General features: G+C 50.3%; 17 protein-coding genes. 8 read left to right on the top strand and 9 right to left on the bottom strand.

What is annotated here, in order from left to right; translation table 11 throughout:
- The 5 genes from PsWM33_RS24335 to PsWM33_RS24355 form a co-directional block, all read right to left on the bottom strand.
- Positions 1-1,059, bottom strand: coding sequence for a ferredoxin--NADP reductase (locus tag PsWM33_RS24335; protein WP_063301952.1), 1,059 nt, complete (start codon positions 1,057-1,059; stop codon positions 1-3).
- The gene (locus PsWM33_RS24340) at positions 1,056-2,216 is read right to left on the bottom strand and encodes an aromatic ring-hydroxylating oxygenase subunit alpha (protein ID WP_082827140.1); all 1,161 of its coding nucleotides are present in this window, start codon (positions 2,214-2,216) and stop codon (positions 1,056-1,058) included. The genes PsWM33_RS24335 and PsWM33_RS24340 overlap by 4 nt, the downstream gene beginning before the upstream one ends.
- The gene (locus PsWM33_RS24345) at positions 2,203-2,508 is read right to left on the bottom strand and encodes a hypothetical protein (protein ID WP_063296262.1); all 306 of its coding nucleotides are present in this window, start codon (positions 2,506-2,508) and stop codon (positions 2,203-2,205) included. The genes PsWM33_RS24340 and PsWM33_RS24345 overlap by 14 nt, the downstream gene beginning before the upstream one ends.
- Positions 2,483-3,091, bottom strand: coding sequence for a TetR/AcrR family transcriptional regulator (locus PsWM33_RS24350; protein WP_057465861.1), 609 nt, complete (start codon positions 3,089-3,091; stop codon positions 2,483-2,485). The genes PsWM33_RS24345 and PsWM33_RS24350 overlap by 26 nt, the downstream gene beginning before the upstream one ends.
- A gap of 141 nt (positions 3,092-3,232) precedes the next feature.
- Positions 3,233-3,832, bottom strand: coding sequence for a superoxide dismutase (locus PsWM33_RS24355; RefSeq protein ID WP_063301937.1), 600 nt, complete (start codon positions 3,830-3,832; stop codon positions 3,233-3,235).
- A 236-nt stretch (positions 3,833-4,068) separates the two neighbouring features.
- On the opposite strand from PsWM33_RS24355, the gene PsWM33_RS24360 reads away from it, so the two are divergent.
- On the top strand, positions 4,069-5,283 hold the full coding sequence (locus tag PsWM33_RS24360; RefSeq protein WP_063301938.1) for a YbfB/YjiJ family MFS transporter: 1,215 nt from the start codon (positions 4,069-4,071) through the stop codon (positions 5,281-5,283).
- A 46-nt stretch (positions 5,284-5,329) separates the two neighbouring features.
- Here the strand turns inward: PsWM33_RS24360 and PsWM33_RS24365 are convergent, their stop codons facing one another.
- The gene (locus tag PsWM33_RS24365) at positions 5,330-6,199 is read right to left on the bottom strand and encodes a branched-chain amino acid aminotransferase (protein WP_063301939.1); all 870 of its coding nucleotides are present in this window, start codon (positions 6,197-6,199) and stop codon (positions 5,330-5,332) included.
- Positions 6,200-6,765: 566 nt separating this feature from the next.
- Between PsWM33_RS24365 and PsWM33_RS24370 the strand changes: the two genes are divergently transcribed.
- Both PsWM33_RS24370 and PsWM33_RS24375 read left to right on the top strand, forming a co-directional pair.
- The gene (locus tag PsWM33_RS24370; protein WP_057465857.1) at positions 6,766-7,428 is read left to right on the top strand and encodes a haloacid dehalogenase type II; all 663 of its coding nucleotides are present in this window, start codon (positions 6,766-6,768) and stop codon (positions 7,426-7,428) included.
- A gap of 231 nt (positions 7,429-7,659) precedes the next feature.
- Positions 7,660-8,523: a DMT family transporter gene (locus PsWM33_RS24375; RefSeq protein ID WP_208994729.1), complete on the top strand. Its 864-nt coding sequence runs from the start codon at positions 7,660-7,662 to the stop codon at positions 8,521-8,523.
- A 75-nt stretch (positions 8,524-8,598) separates the two neighbouring features.
- Here PsWM33_RS24375 and PsWM33_RS24380 read toward each other — a convergent pair whose 3' ends face one another.
- A complete protein-coding gene (locus PsWM33_RS24380) occupies positions 8,599-9,180 on the bottom strand; it encodes an LOG family protein (protein WP_063296256.1) in 582 nt (193 codons plus the stop codon).
- A gap of 97 nt (positions 9,181-9,277) precedes the next feature.
- Complete coding sequence (locus PsWM33_RS24385) at positions 9,278-10,666, bottom strand: dipeptidase (RefSeq protein ID WP_063301941.1); 1,389 nt, start codon at positions 10,664-10,666, stop codon at positions 9,278-9,280.
- A gap of 379 nt (positions 10,667-11,045) precedes the next feature.
- Between PsWM33_RS24385 and PsWM33_RS24390 the strand changes: the two genes are divergently transcribed.
- Positions 11,046-11,435 (top strand): DUF2780 domain-containing protein, encoded by a 390-nt coding sequence (locus PsWM33_RS24390; RefSeq protein WP_082827141.1) that lies wholly within the window; start codon positions 11,046-11,048, stop codon positions 11,433-11,435.
- A 120-nt stretch (positions 11,436-11,555) separates the two neighbouring features.
- On the opposite strand, the gene PsWM33_RS28555 is transcribed toward PsWM33_RS24390, so the two are convergent.
- Positions 11,556-12,257: a LuxR C-terminal-related transcriptional regulator gene (locus PsWM33_RS28555; RefSeq protein WP_057465853.1), complete on the bottom strand. Its 702-nt coding sequence runs from the start codon at positions 12,255-12,257 to the stop codon at positions 11,556-11,558.
- A 747-nt stretch (positions 12,258-13,004) separates the two neighbouring features.
- Between PsWM33_RS28555 and PsWM33_RS24400 the strand changes: the two genes are divergently transcribed.
- The 4 genes from PsWM33_RS24400 to PsWM33_RS24415 all read left to right on the top strand — a co-directional run bounded on the left by PsWM33_RS24400 (position 13,005) and on the right by PsWM33_RS24415 (position 19,169).
- Positions 13,005-14,999 (top strand): methylmalonyl-CoA mutase family protein, encoded by a 1,995-nt coding sequence (locus tag PsWM33_RS24400; RefSeq protein WP_208994730.1) that lies wholly within the window; start codon positions 13,005-13,007, stop codon positions 14,997-14,999.
- A complete protein-coding gene (scpA, locus tag PsWM33_RS24405) occupies positions 14,999-17,164 on the top strand; it encodes a methylmalonyl-CoA mutase (protein ID WP_063296253.1) in 2,166 nt (721 codons plus the stop codon). Before PsWM33_RS24400 ends, scpA begins: the two co-directional genes overlap by 1 nt.
- 304 nt (positions 17,165-17,468) lie before the next feature.
- Positions 17,469-18,320 (top strand): SDR family NAD(P)-dependent oxidoreductase, encoded by an 852-nt coding sequence (locus PsWM33_RS24410; RefSeq protein ID WP_063301943.1) that lies wholly within the window; start codon positions 17,469-17,471, stop codon positions 18,318-18,320.
- Positions 18,321-18,470: 150 nt separating this feature from the next.
- Complete coding sequence (locus PsWM33_RS24415; protein ID WP_063301944.1) at positions 18,471-19,169, top strand: ion transporter; 699 nt, start codon at positions 18,471-18,473, stop codon at positions 19,167-19,169.
- The last annotated feature ends 23 nt before the right edge of the window (positions 19,170-19,192 follow it).

The following is a 19,192-nucleotide window of genomic DNA, read 5'->3' on the forward strand; positions in this document are numbered from 1 at the left end:
CTACTTAAAGCTGATCGATAGTTCTGCGGTTTTTGCATAAGATTGGCAGGTCAGAATTGCCCCTTTGGCGACTTCAGAGTCTTCCAAAGCCATTCTGGCCTTCATGTTCACCGCACCGCTCTTGATCTGAGCCCGGCATGCTCCGCAGATTCCTGACTGGCAGGAATAAGGTGGCTCCAAACCCGCTGCCCGGACAGCATTCATAATCGACTGCCCTTTTGCAACTTCCAGCTCAATGGTCTCGCCGTAGTAGTCGAGCTTCAGCAGAGCTAGCAGGCTGGCCACGTCTTTTGGCGTATCAAGGTTCCCGCCAAAACTCTCCGCATGGATACGATCTGTCGGAACATCGCAGTTTCGAAGAGCCTCGCGCACATCTGCGTTCATAGTACCGGGACCGCAAACAAAGTATTGCGTATCCTGAGCAACCGGTCGGCATTCAGACAAATACTCCAAGGCCACATCTTTGGTTATCCGGCCAGATTTCCATGGTGAGAACATAGACCACAAGGATGGTTTGGATAGAATATGCCTGACTTCCAACTGAGACGGGAAGCGCTCTGCCAACAGCTCCAATTGTTCCTTAAAGATGATGTCATCAGCTGTCCGGTTCGCATAGAGCAAAAACAGTTTTGAACGTGGTTCTCTTTCCAATGCAGCTTCAATCATTGCGACAGCCGGCGTAATTCCGCTGCCACCGGCAAAGAAGTAGAGCGTTCTTTGCCGGTCTTTTAAAGGCTCAAGCGTGAAACCTCCGAAGGGTGGCATCACATTTAGCTGATGACCTACCTTCACCTTTGTGCAGAGGAACTTGGAGACAATGCCATCTGGATTGGATTTGACCGTGATCTGTAACGCGTTACCGTGACTGGGGGTCGCTGAAATAGTGAAGGGACGACGCACTCTCTCGCCGTTTACATCCAGCTCAATCGTGATGTGTTGTCCTGGCTTCCAGAAAAACTCTTCCTTCAGCTCTGCAGGGACGTCAAATCGGATGGTTTTCGCGTGCTTTGTTTCAGTGATAATCTCTGAAACCCTTAGCGAATAAACAATATTTCTCACGGTTTGCGCTCCACCCATTCAGCCACGACACGCTGATGATCGCGAACGGGCTTTTCGCCGTGTTTGGAGGACGGGCCGTGTTCAAAGAAAGGACTCTGCAGGGACTTCTGCTGCTGTTCGCAGGCGTAGATATCTTCCTGCATAAAGTCACCAGACGACATCGGATCCACTTTCGGGTCTGCGTTGAATTTGGCACCCAGATGCTTATCCCAGAAGGAGGCTGATGCCATGGCCGCTTTTGTGAAGGCCCAAGTGGATTCATTTGCCACACGGGTCCGTATCTCAACCATGGATCTGTCCGGGGCGATTGGCGTTATATGGAAGGTGGACCATGAATTCTCAGATTCACCCAATCCAATCCCCGGAAACAACATTGGCACCCAGGCTCCCATCTTGTCTTTCGGGATGCCCGGAATGAGTGGCATTGGTGTGACCTTTTCCACTTCAGCTGCATAGAAGTCTGCAAGGGGCTCCCAGAAGGCGAAGTGTGGGCCGATGAACTCACACTCAATCTTTGAGTGGTCATACATGTTGAGCGTATGAGAATGCAGGTGTGACAGATGATACCCGTCGATGTAGTTCTCGACGATAATCTTCCAATTGGCCTTGATTTCGTGCTTTGAGTAGCCCTCTTCCGTCTCAATCAATCCAGCTGGATCATATGGCGCAAGGTATGGCTCTACCTCTCCAAACCAATTTATGATTGATGGAGCATTTTCATCTGGGTGAACCCAGAGCATTCCGCGCCAAATATCGACAGACGCCTTTTTCAAACCATTGCAAGACAAATCGATACCGGGAAACTCTTTTTCTTGTTCCGGGACAGAAATCAGGTTGCCTTCAAGGTCATAAGTCCAATCATGGTATGGGCATGTGATCGCCTTTTGCGTCTTGCCTTCAGCTCGCAAAAGCTGGGTGCCTCTGTGGCGGCAGATGTTGTGAAACGCACGCAAGCGATGATCACGACCCATTACGATAAAGATATTGTTCAAACCAGGCTGAACGGAAATGTACTGGCCAGGTTCAGTGATGTCCTCCTGAAAGCCTGCCAGTGACCAGGTTTTGGAGAAGATTTCGGCCTGCTCTCGATCAAACCATTCTTGTGAGGTGTAGGCCTCTTTGGGGAGAACGGGCATACCGTTGCTATGAGTAGACATAGGGAACGCCTCCTAGCTTCATTATTAGATCTGCGAGGATGAGATAGAGCGAAAGCGTCGCCCACAGGATGATTGTGATCCAGAACAGGAACGGGTTATCACCGCGAGTGAGAGTTTCGACAACATAGACGGATTGACTCCGCCACGCTCTAACTGTCCAGAGGAGGAAAAGCGCACCCCAGACCCACTGCCAGCCGTAGTAAAGCGAGGCAGCAATCAGGATCAGAGCAAAAATGGTTCGCCACTTGCCGTAGCTGATTATCTTTCTAAGGAGCTCTTTGAGTACCTGCATTATCTTCCAAGGACCTCAGCAGCAGCAATGCTGCATTTTTTGCATAACGCCTCCACGCGTGTGGCGGCTTGAGGGGAGCCAAGGAATCAACGTTGAAGTAGAGTGCCACGATGCCATGGGCAACGGTTTCGGCGGCTTCACTCTCCACTTCAGGAAAGTCTCGTTTAATTGCCTCGACGACAACTGCTGTAAAATCACCAACCCATTTTAGAAGAGCTTTTGCCTCAGCAGGAAACCTGTCTGCTGCTGCAACAATGGATTGGAACACCATCATCTCAGCTGGATCAGAGTGGCCGTGATCATCAAACAGATGATCAACGGCAGTGTAGGAACCACGTTTTGCTGGCAATGCGTTTGCGAACATTGTCGTCAACTCACCAAAGCCTGACAGAACATGGGTTACAACAGCGTTTATTATCTCTTCCCGATTACCGGCATGGTGCCTGATAAGCGGTCGTTTCAGTCCGGTTTCTTCAGCAATGCGTTCCAGCGTCACGCCTTCCAAACCATATTGAGCAACGCATTTCGCAGCAGCTTCAACAATTTCATTTAGTCTGGCGGATTGAACACTAGGACGCGGCATGGGTATGTGCTTTCACTCATCGGACACGAGTAGAGATAGGCTTCAAATAATTAACTGTCAATAGTGACAACTTAAAAAATCAAAGCCATCGAGACAAAAAAGGCGGCACGAGGCCGCCTTGATTATAATCTGTCTTTGGGATTAAACAGCTGCAGAGTACAGCTCTTCCACGTATTCCCAGTTGATCAGGTTATCAACGAACGCTTCCAGGTACTTAGGACGCGCGTTGCGGTAGTCGATGTAGTAGGAATGTTCCCATACGTCGCAGCCAAGAATTGGGGTTGCGCCGTGTACGATTGGGTTTTCACCGTTAGGTGTTTTCATCACCACGAGCTTGCCGCATTTAATAGCCAGCCATGCCCAACCGGAACCGAACTGGGTTACACCAGCGTTGATGAAGTCAGCGCGGAACTTGTCGAAACCACCGAGGTCTTCGTCAAACTTCTTAGCCAGAACGCCCGGCAGAGAAGAACCGCCGCCATTTGGCTTCATCCATTTCCAGAAGTGCAGGTGGTTAAGGTGCTGACCAGCGTTGTTGAACAGGCCTGCATTGGTGCCGTAGCTTTCCTTGACGATCTCTTCAAGGCTTTTGCCTTCAAGACCAGAACCTTCGAGCAGCTTGTTGCCGTTGGTTACATAAGCCATATGGTGCTTGTCATGGTGGAACTCGAGAGTTTCAGCAGACATATAAGGGGCCAGAGCGTCGTATGCGTATGGCAGGTCTTCAAGAGCAAAAGACATGGTATACCTCCATGGGAAAGGAAATTTTGGGCGCAGAACTTTTCAGTTTTACAACCGAGCAGCGCTGCAACTCATGGTGCAAAATAGTGATGTTTTTCCGTATGAGCAACGGGTGAAGAGCATAATTTGCAAATATTTTTCTTGTTTTTTTGTAAGTAGAACTTCTAAGTTGGAAATTACAGGAGCTGTGAGGTCACATTATTGGCTGTATTCTGCGGCTTGTAAGGAATCAATTTGTGTCAGATGCCTCCGAAAAACTCATGAAAACATCCACTACGACCGAAAAAGACCAGTTTGCAGTCCTTTCTGCGGTGGGTGGCTGCCTTGCTATGGCTGCAGTCATGGGTATCGGAAGATTTGTCTATACTCCGGTTCTGCCGTTCATGTTGCAGGACGGAACTTTGAATGAAGTCAACGCAGGATTTGTCGCCTCCTCCAATTATCTTGGTTATCTGCTCGGAGCACTGCTGGCAGCTCGCGCTCCCCTGCCCGGCGGTCCCTATCGTATCTTCATGATCGCATTGATCACGAGCACTGTAGTCACCTTTTTCATGGCGTTTAGTCTTGGCGCTTACTGGTTCGTTGTCATTCGCTTTCTAGCTGGGCTGGCAAGCGCTTATGCATTTGTTTTGGTCGCAAATATTGTCATGCAACGGCTGGCTGAGACCCGTAGCCTTCATCTCTTTCCGATCCATTTCACTGGAGTTGGTATCGGCATTGCAGGTTCGTCCCTTATGATTGAATGGCTCGACACAAGCTTAGAAAGTTCATCACAGCTTTGGATCGCAAGCGGTGCGCTCAGTCTTCTGCTTTCGTTGTCCGTGCCGTTTCTTTTGCCTCCACGAAAAGAGCTTCATCCTCGATCAACTTCTCATGCCATCCAAGCAGAGACTACGACCAAGCCACTGAACCTGAGCGCGTGGCGCTTGATCTTTGCTTACGGCTGCTTCGGTTTTGGTTACGTCATCACCGCCACATTCCTCGGCGCATTGGCTAGTTCGACGCCTGAGCTCGCACCAATGAAATCCCTTGGCTGGCTGCTGGTTGGACTTGCGATCATCCCTTCCGTCTTCTTTTGGGAGAAGCTGGCAGTTCGTATCGGGTATGGCCGTGCAATTGCAGTCGCCTGCACACTGGAAGCCATTGGTGTCGCTTTGAGTGTTCTGACACCGACTATCGCCGGGCTTTCAGCAGCTGCAATCCTGTTGGGTGGGACGTTTGTTGGCATTACATCGATTGGGCTTGTTGAGGCGCGCCGTCTTGCAAGTTCTAACCCTCGCCAGATTGTCGGCCTGATGACCGCTGCCTTTGGTTTAGGCCAGATGTTTGGCCCGAGCTTTGCCGGTTACCTCTATGAGCTGAACGGCGACTTTTTGCTGGCCTCACTTGTCGCTGCTGGTGCTCTCATTCTTGCCGCGTTACTCACGATCAAGCGTTTCACACCGGCATAAAAAAGGGAGGCAACGGCCTCCCTCCATAATTTGCTAGTTCCTGAGCTTATGCAGGCACTTTGGCGTGTGCAAACTCCCAATAGAGTTCTCTTGCTTTGGCAGCAACAGGACCATGGTCCATTGTGCGGTCTTCCAGTTTGTGGACTGGAACCACCTTGCCGTAGTTACCGGTTGAGAAGATCTCATCAGCCTCAAGAAAATCCTTAAAGGTCAGCGTTGTTTCATGCACGTTATAGCCAGCGCTACTGAGCAGTTTGATAATGCGCTGGCGGGTGATGCCATTCAGGAAGGTGCCATTCCAGTAAGGGGTGAGCACCTCACCATCCTTGACCATGAAGATGTTGGCTGAGGTCAGCTCTGCAACATTGCCCAGAGCATCCAGCATGATTGCATTGTCAAAGCCACGGGACTTTGCTTCACGCGATGCCCGCGCATTGTTTGGGTACAAGCAGCCAGCCTTCGCATTCACTGGCATGGATTCCATTGTTGGCCGGCGGAATGGAGACAATGTCAGGCTGTTGGAAGCACCTTTGGGCGGCATTGGAGCTTCAAACAGGCACATGCAGAAACGAGTAGATTCCGGATCACCGTCAATAATGCCAGGACCATCGTGTTCAGCCCAGTACATCGGACGGATGTAAACTGCTTCGTCCGCTTCAAACTTGGTCATGCCTTCTGTCGCGAGTTCAACCATCTCTTCAAAGCGCATGGTTGGTTTCATACCAAGGTTTACGGCAGACCGGTTCAGACGTTCACAATGCAAGCCAAGGTCAGGCATAACGCCTTCAAATCCACGGGCACCATCAAATACGTTCGAACCCAACCAAAAAGAATGCGTACGCGGACCGATCAGTGGCGGATTGCCCTCGTACCATTTGCCTTCAACCCATGTCCGAGTCTTCGACATTTCGGCCATAATTAATCTCTCCTCAAAAGTCGGCTTATGAGCCTGAAAGGCCCCGCCCAATTATCTATTGTCAGTCGACCTGAGAATTCAAATGGGGTCAACCATACTCTCGACAAAGAAGATAAAGCATCAAGGTGCGGTCATCACGCCCAACACAAACGTGCTCAAAGTTATATCCCGCAGTTATTTTAGCTCTGAAGCGCAATTAAATGTCACTGCACGCGAATAAATAGTGAGAAAACGCAATTAGATTGCGGCTTGTGACTTGCGTGTAGTTTTCAGGCCTGACGCCTCTTCTTTGTTCTTTTGCACAGTTTTAACGCAATCGTGTTTTGAGGACTTTTGAGATTGCCGCAACCTTCGTGAGAGCTGGCTAAAGATTCTGGCCGTGTTTTGTGCGTGTATGAGAAATTTTGGAGTGAAATGTTGTTTTCATGGAGCAATTGTTAAATTTTTGCGCCCAAAGCATAGGGGGCACGTATTTACCATGCCTTGACGAACACGCATGACATCGCTTTCTTAGAGGTATTGGAATTTGCCAATCTTGACGCTTGGTGCAAAGCCGGAGAGCAGAGATGAGCCACTCAGTTTATGTTTTTGATGCCTATGGAACTCTTTTTGACGTGCATGCTGCCGCTAGAAAACACATGGGTGCTGTGGGTCCTGAAGGCAAAAAGCTCTCATCCATCTGGCGTGAGAAGCAACTGGAATACTCCTGGGTTCGTTCTCTTATGGGGCAGTATGTAGATTTCTGGGAGCTGACAGTTCAGGCTCTGGACACTGCATTTGCGCTTGTACCAGAAGCAAACAAAAGCGCACGCGATGAGCTGTTGGCCGCTTACTGGGAGCTGGATTGCTATCCGGAAGTTCCTCAGCTTCTGAAAGATCTGCGTGAACGTGGTTCCAAGCTCGCGATCCTGTCAAACGCTCCTATGAAGATGATGGATGGTGCCCTCAAGAACGCTGGTATCACGGATTCCTTTGACGAGGTCTTCTCGGTTGATCCGGTGCAAACCTACAAGCCACATCCAGATGTTTATGATCTTGTGACAACTCATTTCCGTATGTATCCCGAAGCGATTTCATTCCAGTCCAGTAACCGCTGGGACATTGCAGGTGCAACAAAGTACGGTATGCGGACGGTCTGGATTAATCGCTCTCAGATGCCAGATGAATATGCAGACCTGGCGCCATCTGCTGTTTTGAAAGACCTGAGTGGGCTTCCTGCGTTGGGTTGAACCTTGAGTGCACCTGACCCTGAATTGGCATAAACCTCATTACAGGCCTATTTTCTGTGGCCATCTGAGCTCAAACTCAGCTGGCTCAGCGAATAAACTTGCTCTTAGCCCGTGCAGGTTTCATATTTGTGGCGGCTTTGAGGCCAGAACCTATTTCAGAGTAGAAGCAATCGGCGTTACTTAGACTTCATGTTTCATGGATTTAAAAGTGGAGGCAAAGGCCACAAGCTTGTGAGCCTGGTTGCATTGGGTTTGGGCGCCGTCTGCTTCGGAAGCATCCCGTATTTTGCAAAGATTGGCTTTGCCGCCGGCATCTCACCTGGCGCCGCAGTTCTCTTGCGTTACATTCTGCCAGCCGTGTTGCTTGCTCCCTACCTGCCACAAGCGCTTAAATCCGGCCCAAGCAGCCGACATTATGTGCTGTTTGGTATGATTATGGGGCTTGGGGCATGGAGCTATTTTTATGCTCTGAGCATGCTACCGATCTATCTGGCAGCTAGTCTGTTCTTCTCCTATCCTGCGCTTCTGGTGATACTGAGAGCTCTTGGCGGCGAAAAATTGAGAAGCAGTGACAAGCTCACGCTTGGACTGGTGTTTGGCGCACTGCTGATCATCATTGCCTCAACACCTCTGCCTGATGTGGATTTTATTGCAGTTGCAATCGGATTGATTGGGCCATTGTGCTATGGCGGTTTGCAGATGGTTAGCCGTAAAACGCCGAGTTACCTGCCTTCTTTGTCCATTGCCGCCTGTATTTTTGCCGGGGCAGTTTTGACAGCAGTTCCTTTTGCTCTTGTCGAACTCAAGGTGTGGCATGGTGAAGGTTCCATGCCGAGTACCCTGCCAATTCTAGGGCTGGCACTGATTGCAGGATTGTTGCCGCAGCTTTTGCTTGCCTATGGAAGTTCTGACAAGTCTGGCAGGAAAACGGCCTATACCACCGGCTTCATTGAGTTCGGACTGGCGATCCTGACAGGGTATTGGGTTTTTGCTGAACCTTTAGGTATTGGGCAGGCCGTTGGCTTCGTCTTTTTGCTGGCTGCGCTTTACCTGACAAACGAACCTTCTCGCCTTCCACGGTATCTGCAGGACTAGAGCATGCTGCGCTCATTTTCATTTGCGTATCATGCTTTAATCAAGTGATATTCAGTCCTGCAGAGTGTCAAACCATCAAGTTTCAGCGCGCGTGATCCACTTATGGCCGATCGGCGCCTGATAGTTTTCAATTTGATCCAGCAGCTGGGTCGGATTCTCACCAACCAACAGCATCTCACGGTGTGTTTTCTTCATGAACGCTTCTTCTTCCATGAAGTCCAGAAATGCCAGCATGCGCCCGTAAAAACCGTTTGCGTTGTATAGACCGCATGGCTTGTTGTGGTAGCCGAGCTGTCCCCATGTCCAAACCTCAAAGAGCTCTTCCATGGTGCCTATGCCGCCTGGCAGTGCCACAAACGCATCAGACAGATCAGCCATCATCGCTTTACGCTCGTGCATAGAGCCGACAATGTGGAGATCCGTCAGAGATCTGTGTGCCAGTTCTTTTGCTGCAAGTGCTTCTGGCAAGACACCAACGACTTCACCGCCAGCTTCCAACGCTGCATTTGCAACGACACCCATCAATCCAACTTCAGCACCACCATAAACGAGGCGATTGCCGCGCTTTGCAATTTCGGTGCCCAAAACGCGGGCAGCAGCTTCATATTCCGGACGTTTCCCGATTGATGATCCGCAAAACACGCAGATAGATGCCATTTCAATTCTCCAGTCGGCTAAGCCCAAAATACAACTTCAATTCAAAGATGCTGGCTCTAAACTAAACAGTCCAGAGCCAGAAATTTTCAATGGCTGATTACTTCGCCAGCTCTTCCAGAACACGCGCCCAGGAACGGATGCCTTTGTGGAAGCTCTTCAGCTCGTACTTTTCGTTTGGTGAATGGATCTGGTCTTCATCCAGACCGAAGCCGATCAGCAGGCTGTCCATGTCGAGCGTACGCTTGAAGCTGCCAACAATCGGAATGGAACCACCGCAGCCAACCAAAGCCGCTGGCTTGTCCCACTCAGCAGTGAGCGCAGCGCGGCCTTTGGCCAGGGCTGGTGCATCAAAGTCCATGCGCAGCGCACGATCGCCACCATGAGGATGCAGTTCCAACTCAAAGTCAGCTGGCGTTTTGGACTTGAGGTAAGAGTGGAATGCTTCTCTGATTTTCTCAGGATCCTGATCGCCCACCAGACGGAAGGAGATTTTTGCATGTGCTTCTGCAGGGATAACTGTTTTGAAGCCCGCACCGGTATACCCACCCCACAAGCCGTTTACTTCACAGGTTGGGCGTGCCCAGATCTGCTCCAGACCAGAGCGATCTTTCTCGCCCCCAAGATCTTTGAGGCCGATGCCACCAAGAAACTCCTCAGTAGAAAAGCCGAGATTATCCCACATTTTCTTGACATCTTCTGGCAGTTCCAAAACGCCATCGTAGAAGCCAGGAAGGGTGATGCGCCCGTTTTCGTCACGCAGACTAGCGACCATATCAGAAAGAACGTGAAGCGGATTACGAGCTGCCCCTCCATACATGCCGGAATGAAGGTCTTTGCTTGGGCCTTTCAGAGTGATTTCTTCACCAACCAAACCACGCAGCATGACGGAAATTGCAGGGGTGTCTTTGTCCCACATGGATGTATCGCAGACGAGTGCCAGATCCTTAGACAGTTCTTCTTTGTTTGCATCCAGGAACGGTTGAAGAGACGGAGACCCGCTTTCTTCTTCACCTTCCAACAGCACGGAGATATTGATCGGAACATCACCAGATTCTTCAACCCAGGCACGGACAGCTTCAACAAAGGTCATCAACTGGCCTTTGTCATCGTTTGCACCACGTGCAACGATCATTTTGGAGCCGTCTTCACGGGTAACAACCTGCGGGTCAAACGGATCAGCATTCCAAAGTTCAATCGGATCAACTGGCTGCACGTCGTAGTGACCATAAAACAGAACGTGTGGACCCGGCTTTCCATCAGCAACACGATGACCAACAACCATTGGGTGGCCAGTGGTGTCTCTGACCTCTGAAGGAATGCCAATTGTTGTCAGTTCTCTAGCCATCCACTCCGCTGCTTCACGGCAATCACCCTTATATTCAGGGTCCGTAGAAATGCTTTTGATGCGCAGGAGGTCAAACAACCGATCGAGACTTTGATCCAGATTTTGGTCAATACGATCAAGGACTTTGTCGAGATTCGACATGGTTCATTCCTTTGTAGTGCAGGCTCGTGTTTATCACCTGTAGGATGGGATAGGACGCAGGTCACTGCGTAGATATGAGGCTGTTAGAAGCTCTAACATAATTTTCGAAGTCAAAGCTACGGCTTTGCCTTGGTAACCACTTGTAATTCCGATGCACTGTTTAAACAGGTCGGTTAAACTCTTTTAAGGTGCGTGAGCGATACTTTGTACAACGAAGGCACATAAGAGGCCATGCGATGCGGAATTTGAAGGAAACACACGAGACCAGGCCTGATTTTTAAGGGATGGTAACACAGAGTTGCCCTGCGCCTGTTCCGTTGTCTCTAACATTGCGCCCGATGATCACTATATTAGATTCATTAGGGGACAGGAGATTACAATGCACGTACTTGTTGATCGCATTACCGAAAGAACCGGGCTGGATCCTGCAAAGGCTCAACCTGCTGTTGGGATCATGCTGAACTTCATTGCCAAAAACAGCAGTAAAGAAGAAGTCGAAGCTTTGCTGGAGGCCTTCCCTGCTGCCGAGGGGTTTCTTGCTATTGATGAAACCACTGAGAACAAGGGGCTTCTGGGCGGTCTTGCCAGTAAAATGAATGCCAGTGTTGGCGTATTGGCTGCCTTGAATGAGATGACCAGTCTTGGGCTCTCGGTTGAAGAAATTCAGCAGGTTGCGAAAGAAACCGTTCAATATACTCGCGAAAAAGTCGGTCCAGAAATGACAGATGAAATCGTTGCTCGTGTACCCGGACTTGCAGAAATAACATAGATGCCTTGAGACTTTCGTGGTGTAACTCAGGTCAGCGCCTCTCCAAATAATCCGCTCACGCAAAAAGCAGACGCATTTAAAATGAGCCTGCTTTTCACCAGTACTGAGAGAACGTTTTAGTCAGATTTTGATCTGTCCGTAGCGCAATGCTTCAACCACAGTGTGGGTCTTATTTGATGCATTGAGCTTGGCACTTGCGTTTTGCAGGTGTGCATGAACCGTTCTTTGTGAAATCTCCAGAAGTTCCGCAATCTCATGGGCCGTCTTGCCCAGCGCGGTCAGTTCCAGAACACGACGTTCACGTGCTGACAAATCTCCCGGTCTTTGATCAGAGATCACGCCCAGCTCAAACAAACGCCGGAATGCTGCCGAGCATACAATTTCCAGCGATGCCAGATCATAAGGTTCAGCGGCGATCTGATGCCCTGCACCAACCACCATTGCCTGGAACGGATGAAGAGCATCTACCGGGATCACCATGACCCGTGCACCTTCACCAATTGCTGCAAAGAGCTCGGAGTTGCCAGTGTCCGTGCTGGATACGGACCAGACCACCGGGCGATTGCCGGATAATCCCAACATCAACGCACTGTCACCAGCACTCAGCGTTGTTCGCTCGACTCCGCCGTTTCTTTCATCAGGCCACCTAAACCTATGAACCAAACTGTCAATTGTTCTGTTTGGCATAGGTAGACCTGTGATCAGGATATGGGACGCACCCAATCGCCTTAAATAGGACTCCACAATATCCAGAACCGGTTTCGCTGCCCGTGCTTCTGAAATCGCTTTTACCTTTGCTTCGATATCTGAAGTATCGTTCATTTGCCCTGCCTTCCCGTTTCTATCCGCTCGGCACTCGCTCGTGTGCTGCTGGATTGAAGACGCACTTGCCCACCTGACATACCGAAGGCATGCCAACTAACTTTCGCAAACCGATGGTTTGCGCAGGTAAATTCGAAAACTCTTCATTTTGAATGGTTATTCAGCGCAGGACTGCATCATCGCGGAGTTATGACAGTTGCCGTATCTCATGCTCAGAAAATAAATTGCACGCCTGTTAATCGCTGTATTTTGTAGTTTGCTGGCAATTCTTTGAGTTGCCTCGCTTCTACAAGATGTAACCATCTCTTGTATTTTGCATTACTCTTAGATCACTTGTTATTACAGCAATCTCGGCAATACCGTCATTCTCATTTTCGGAGGTAGATCAACTGACCTCCAAGTATTCAGAGTACTTGTAAATAGTGGCCCCACTGTTGCCCCAGAAACTCATTACCCCAACAGTTTAACTAGGAGCTATTTCGCAGAAACTCCGAAATATCTATAGTAAGAGTACGAAACTACTGCTTAGCTCTCGGCAATAGTAACAGCGTTACATGCCCTAGGGTCAATTGCGACAAGTTTAGGATAAATTAAGCTAATGCGAAAACTATCTAACCATTGTCACATCAGTAGTTCTGCAATTTACGCAGTGTTTGAGGCAGTTGTTTTCCAATCTCGTCCTAACGCATAGCTTGAAACCATCAAAGGTTCCTTCGTATAAAGTTATCAGAAGGACATGGGATGGACATGCAAAACATTGATTTTCCAAGCAATTTCCTAGAAGCGACGCACAGCGACTGGGAAGCATCTGCTCTGCGTGCCCTCAAAGGCGCGGCACTGGATGCCTTAAACACACCAATTGCCGGTGGCCTTGAGAACAAGCCATTATACCAAGGGCGCACGGACAGTGCTCCATTGCAATTGAGGGAGTGCTCTCACCCTTGGAAGATCGTTCAGCGAAGTGATCATCCCATCATTTCCGAGGCCAACGCCCAGATGCTCGAAGACCTTGAAGGAGGCGCTGACAGCATTGAGCTGGTTCTTCCCGCCTCCCCACGTGTTCTGAGTGGTGGGCTGAGTGTTCAGCGTATAGACGATATGCTGCGCCTCCTTGACGGTGTACAACCTGACCTGATCGATTTCCGTCTTGAATGTGGCTATGAGGGCAGCGCAACACTTGCGCTTCTCGTTGAAGCCTGCAAGCGTCTGGGTATCGAGCCAAACCAGCTGACGGTTCATGGTATCTCCGATCCGTTGAGTGTGTTTGTCAACTCCGGGCGGGTTCGTAATTCCTTTGAGCGGCTTGAACTGCGTGCTCAGGATCTTGCGGGATACGCCCGTAACAACGGCCTTCAGGGCAGTCTTTTGCGCAGAGATGGGCGTTGCTACCACGATGCAGGCGCTAACAGCGTTCAAGAGCTTGGCCTCATCCTGTCCAGCCTGCTCTATTATATGCGCACGCTGGAAAAAGGCGGTGTGTCTGCCGAGGATCTTCCAAGACATGTATCGGCCTGTTTGAGTGCGAGTGCTGATCAGTTCGGCACCATCATCAAAGCGCGTGCGATGCGCCAGCTCTGGTCTCGTTTGCTAAATGCTGCTCAGCTGCCTTCCCAGCCGCTCCATCTTCATATGGAAACCAGCTGGCGTATGATGACAAAGCGCGATCCTTGGGTAAATATGCTGCGCACCACAGTTGCTGCATTTGCAGCCGGGATTGGTGGTGCTGACAGTGTGAGCGTTCTTCCCTTCACAAGCCCTCTTGGTTTGCCGAATGCATTTGCTCGGCGCATAGCCCGAAACACCCAGCTTATTTTAATTGAAGAAAGTAATCTGGCGCAGGTCAGTGATCCTGCTGCCGGGAGTGGTTTGGTTGAAGAGCGCACTGAGGACCTTGCCAATGCGGCATGGTTGTACTTCCAGAAGATAGAGAAGGAAGGCGGCGTGCTTGGAGCACTGGCGTCTGGCGTGATCTATTCTGATGTTACGACGGCCAGACGTAAAGAGGACAAGTTGGTCGCGACGGGTCGTCATCCACTGACTGGCACAAGCGCTTTCCCGAATCTGGGCGAGCTTGATGTTGACGTGCTGAAAGCAGATGCCGACCAGATTGGTGAAATTGCAACACGCATGGATTTGCCAGAGCCAAGCGCAGACGGGCAGTTGATTGAGGCTGTTGCCAAAGCCCTGACTGAGGGTGCTGGTCTTGTTGACATTCAGGCCAGCCGTAAACAACTGGGCGATAATGATTGTCAGGCTCTGAAGCTGTCTCGTCTGGCTGCACCATTTGAGAGTCTCCGCGACAAAGCCGAGGCCTTCCAGGAAACTCAGGGCAACCCGCCGAAGGTCTTTTTGGCAACGCTTGGGCCGGTTGCTCAGCATACAGCCCGCGCAACGTTTGCCAGCAACTTTTATGCAACTGGCGGGTTTGTCAGTGGTGGTGGCAAGCAGTTTGACAGCCTTGATGACATGATCTCCTGTTTCCGCATCAGCGATGCCAAGGTTGTTTGTTTGTGCTCCTCTGACAAGGTTTATGAAGAGCAGGCTGTGACTGTTCTGAAACAATTGAAAGCAGCTGGGGCGAAACGGATTACGCTGGCCGGGCGTCCGAAGGAGCTTCTTCCTGAACTGACCGAGAATGGCCTTGATGGGACCATATACCAAGGCTGTGATATGCTTGCTGAACTGAAGACATGTTTTGAAGTGGTTGGCGTTTCGCTGGCTGATGAAGTGGAGGCAATTTGATGAGCTTGTTTCCTGACTACACCCAGATTGATTACAAAGACTGCGCCGTGTCTGCCTCCACTGACGCGCAAGCCACATGGAACACGCCGGAAGGTATTGCTGTTAAGCCTGCTTATGGGCCTCAGGATCTTGATGGTCTGACACACCTGAACACATGGCCGGGTCTGCCGCCGTATATGCGCGGGCCATACCCAACCATGTATGTGCAGCAACCATGGACTGTGCGCCAGTATGCTGGCTTCTCGACTGCAGAAGATTCCAATGCCTTCTATCGTCGCAATCTGGCGGCTGGGCAAAAAGGTCTTTCCATCGCGTTCGATCTGGCAACGCACCGCGGTTATGACAGTGATCACCCACGTGTTGCTGGTGATGTGGGTATGGCGGGTGTTGCCATTGACTCCATCTATGACATGCGCACGCTCTTCTCCGGCATTCCACTGGACAAGATGAGTGTGTCCATGACCATGAACGGTGCGGTTTTGCCCGTTATGGCGCTTTATGTGGTGGCTGCTGAAGAGCAAGGTGTCCCTTCTGAAAAGCTTTCCGGGACCATTCAGAATGACATTCTGAAAGAGTTCATGGTGCGGAATACCTATATCTATCCGCCTGTACCTTCCATGCGCATCATCTCCGACATTTTTGCATATACATCGGAGAATATGCCGAAGTTCAACTCGATCTCCATTTCCGGTTATCATATGCAGGAAGCGGGGGCGACGGCTGATCTGGAGCTGGCCTTTACCATTGCGGATGGCATTGAGTATGCCCGCGCTGGTGTGGCTGCAGGCATGGATATTGATGCCTTTGCTCCGCGCCTGTCCTTCTTCTGGGCGATTGGTATGAACTTCTTCATGGAAGTTGCCAAACTGCGCGCTGCGCGCCTGATCTGGGCGAAGCTGATGCAGGAGAACTTCCAGCCAAAGAACCCAAAGAGTTTGTCGCTGCGAACACACTCCCAGACCTCTGGCTGGTCTTTGACAGCGCAGGATGTGTTCAACAACGTTATCCGGACAACGGTTGAAGCGATGGCAGCGACACAGGGGCATACGCAGTCTCTGCATACCAACGCTCTGGATGAAGCGTTGGCGCTGCCGACTGACTTTTCTGCTCGGATTGCCCGTAACACTCAGCTGTTCCTGCAGCAGGAGAGTGGCACCACCAAAACCATAGATCCATGGGGCGGTTCTTATTACGTAGAGCGATTGACCGCTGATCTGGCTGCGAAAGCCTTGAAGCATATCGAAGAGATCGAAAGCCTTGGCGGCATGGCGAAAGCCATTGAGAAAGGCATTCCAAAGCTTCGCATTGAGGAAGCCGCTGCAAAGACACAAGCCCGTATCGACAGTGGTCATCAGACTGTTGTGGGCGTGAACAAGTTCCGTCCTGATCGCGAAGAAGAACTTGAAGTTCTGAAAGTGGACAACGAAGAGGTTCGTGCCAAGCAGATTGAGAAGCTGAATCGTTTGCGCGAAGAGCGCAACGAAGAGGATACTCAGGCAGCGCTTAAAGCACTTGAAGACGCAGCACGCTCTGGTGAGGGTAACCTGCTGGACCTTTGCGTGAAAGCCGCTCGTGTGAAGGCATCTGTTGGCGAAATGTCTTTGGCAATGGAAAACGCATTTGGCCGCCACAAAGCTGAAATAAAGTCCATTGCTGGCGTTTATAAGCGCGAGGTTGGTGAAATGTCTGAGAGCATCTCCAGAATTGAGCAACTGGTTGAGGCATTTGAAGAAAACGACGGTCGCCGCCCGCGTATTCTTGTTGCTAAAATGGGGCAGGATGGTCATGACCGTGGGCAGAAGGTGATCGCCTCTGCCTTTGCTGACCTTGGCTTTGACGTGGACATCGGACCATTGTTTGCCACACCTGAGGAAGCTGCCCGTCAGGCGGTTGAAAACGACGTACATATCGTTGGCGTTTCCTCCCTTGCCGCGGGTCACCTCACCCTTGTACCCGCGCTGAAAAAGGCACTGGCTGATGAAGACCGCGAAGACATCATGATCGTTGTAGGCGGCGTTGTGCCTCCGCAAGATTATGATGAGCTCTATGCGTCTGGCGCATCCGCGATCTTCCCTCCAGGGACTGTGATCTCCGAAGCCGCTGAAGGCCTCATCCACGAACTCAACGGTAAGCTTGGCTACGAGCCGCAAAAAGCGGCTGAGTGATAACCGATCGGCACTTCCTTAGTTGAGGACTGCTTTTAACCCAGCATGAAGGCGAGACTTTTGTTCTCGCCTTCATGCTCTTTACCTTCGCTGGACTCTATCGGCGGATGGCAAGTCAGCTTTGCCTGAACACCTCCCCCAAAATTAGATATCTCCTGCTGCGCCAGATGGTCGTGACAGACTGACTCTCAGAGGCCTGCGATCTGTGCTGCAATGAACCCTTAATGAATCAAGCTCATACAGGTGGGGTAGAAAGAGCAGGTCTCCTTCCATAATAGAACTTCCAGTCATCAGGCGAATAACAATGTTTAAAGAAGCTCTTGAACTCGGTGGTTTAGCGGTCGTTACCGGTGCAGCGAGTGGTGTCGGCAAAGCATCTGCCCTTCGGTTTGCCCAACAGGGGTTAGGCGTGGTTCTGGCAGATCTGCCCGGACCGCGACTTGAGCAAGCTGTAAAAGACGTTCGCGCGGTTGCTTCCAGTTCTGCGAGCGTGTTTGGTGTTCCTACGGATGTCTCTGATGAGAGCCAGGTGAAAACGTTGGCCGACAAAGCCTTTGAGGCTGGTGATGTGGCAGTTCTTATGAACAATGCCGGGATTGAAATTCCATCTTCAAGCTGGGGTGAGATGGAGAATTGGCGGAAGCTCATCTCGGTAAATCTGTTTGGTGTAATCCACGGCGTTCATGCTTTCTTGCCGCGCATGGTGGATGCAAACCGTCCGGCTGTTGTGATCAACACAGGTTCAAAGCAAGGGATCACAACCCCTCCCGGCAATCCTGCCTACAACACGACCAAGGCAGGTATCAAAGTCATTAGTGAGCAACTCAGCCATGAGCTTAGAGAGGCGAATGCGCCTATCTCAGTGCATCTCTTTGTACCGGGCTTTACTCACACGGGCATAAATATGGCTCAGTATCCAGAGAAGCCTACTGATGCATGGACCAGTGAGCAAACGGTCGACTACTTCCTTCAGCGTATGGCGGAAGGTGACTTTTACATTCTGTGCCCGGACAATGCTGTGGACTCCAACACCGACAAGCTGCGGATCGCTTGGGCAGCTGGCGATATTATCGAAAATCGCCCGGCTCTTTCACGTTGGCATCCAGACTACAGCGAGAAGTTCGCCAGTTTTCAAAAATCTGGGAAGATCAGGTAGCCTTTGCTAGCAAGTGCATTGTAGACACCAGCAACTATTAATTGCATAAGTCATTGTGTTGAGTAGGAAGTATCAGCATCAAATCTATCGGATTGTTTTTTTCAATCCCGATGGAATAGCGTTCAAAATTAACTTTAGGTATTTTCTGTAATGAACCAACGTTCTTTGCAAACGGCACCTCATCTTTTTGATTTGTTTATTGTCATCCTCTCAATTTATGTCATTGCTGCGCTTCTTATCCAGGATGCAATGCACCTTGATGCAGAAACCATTACCCTTCTGATTTACGCAGATACTGCAATTTGCGGAATCTTCTTTATTGATTTTCTTATCCGCTTCATAAAAGCAGAACGGAAAGTTGACTTTATGAAATGGGGCTGGATCGACCTCGTTTCGAGCATCCCATTGGTAGACCCTCTACGATACGGACGTGTAATCAGGCTCTTCAGAATAATTCGCGCAATTCGTGCTTCCCATACCATTGTACGGTACATCTATAATAAGAGAACAAACAGCGTTCTCACTCTTGTATTCATCAGTTCCATCCTGATTGTCATCCTTGCCGCAATTGCTGTTCTTCAGGTAGAGAAAAACGCAGAAGGCGCAAATATTCTCACCCTGAGAAATGCTATCTGGTGGGCCTTCGTTACCATCACAACAGCAGGCTATGGAGATTTCTTTCCTGTCTCCCCCGTTGGTCGCGTGATCGCAGCTTTTTTGATGACCGTTGGCGTTGGTATGTTTGCCTCTTTGACAGGTACAATCGTTGCTAATCTTTTTATCAATGAGAACAATGAGACGGACACTAAGGATTTACAGGCTCTAGAGGCTATGAGCTTCCCCCTTTGAAGTGGTCCACGCCTATAGTTAGG

Source organism: Pseudovibrio sp. WM33, from assembly GCF_001623165.1.
In the GTDB taxonomy this organism is placed as follows: Bacteria; Pseudomonadota; Alphaproteobacteria; order Rhizobiales; family Stappiaceae; genus Pseudovibrio.

Coding starts and splice junctions, on each gene's coding strand:
- PsWM33_RS24340 (WP_082827140.1), bottom strand. CDS start 2,216: ATGTCTACTCATAGCAACGGTATGCCCGTTCTCCCCAAAGAGGCCTAC.
- PsWM33_RS24345 (WP_063296262.1), bottom strand. CDS start 2,508: ATGCAGGTACTCAAAGAGCTCCTTAGAAAGATAATCAGCTACGGCAAG.
- PsWM33_RS24350 (WP_057465861.1), bottom strand. CDS start 3,091: ATGCCGCGTCCTAGTGTTCAATCCGCCAGACTAAATGAAATTGTTGAA.
- PsWM33_RS24355 (WP_063301937.1), bottom strand. CDS start 3,832: ATGTCTTTTGCTCTTGAAGACCTGCCATACGCATACGACGCTCTGGCC.
- PsWM33_RS24365 (WP_063301939.1), bottom strand. CDS start 6,199: ATGGCCGAAATGTCGAAGACTCGGACATGGGTTGAAGGCAAATGGTAC.
- PsWM33_RS24370 (WP_057465857.1), top strand. CDS start 6,766: ATGAGCCACTCAGTTTATGTTTTTGATGCCTATGGAACTCTTTTTGAC.
- PsWM33_RS24380 (WP_063296256.1), bottom strand. CDS start 9,180: ATGGCATCTATCTGCGTGTTTTGCGGATCATCAATCGGGAAACGTCCG.
- PsWM33_RS24385 (WP_063301941.1), bottom strand. CDS start 10,666: ATGTCGAATCTCGACAAAGTCCTTGATCGTATTGACCAAAATCTGGAT.
- PsWM33_RS24390 (WP_082827141.1), top strand. CDS start 11,046: ATGCACGTACTTGTTGATCGCATTACCGAAAGAACCGGGCTGGATCCT.
- PsWM33_RS28555 (WP_057465853.1), bottom strand. CDS start 12,257: ATGAACGATACTTCAGATATCGAAGCAAAGGTAAAAGCGATTTCAGAA.
- PsWM33_RS24400 (WP_208994730.1), top strand. CDS start 13,005: ATGCAAAACATTGATTTTCCAAGCAATTTCCTAGAAGCGACGCACAGC.
- scpA (WP_063296253.1), top strand. CDS start 14,999: ATGAGCTTGTTTCCTGACTACACCCAGATTGATTACAAAGACTGCGCC.
- PsWM33_RS24410 (WP_063301943.1), top strand. CDS start 17,469: ATGTTTAAAGAAGCTCTTGAACTCGGTGGTTTAGCGGTCGTTACCGGT.
- PsWM33_RS24415 (WP_063301944.1), top strand. CDS start 18,471: ATGAACCAACGTTCTTTGCAAACGGCACCTCATCTTTTTGATTTGTTT.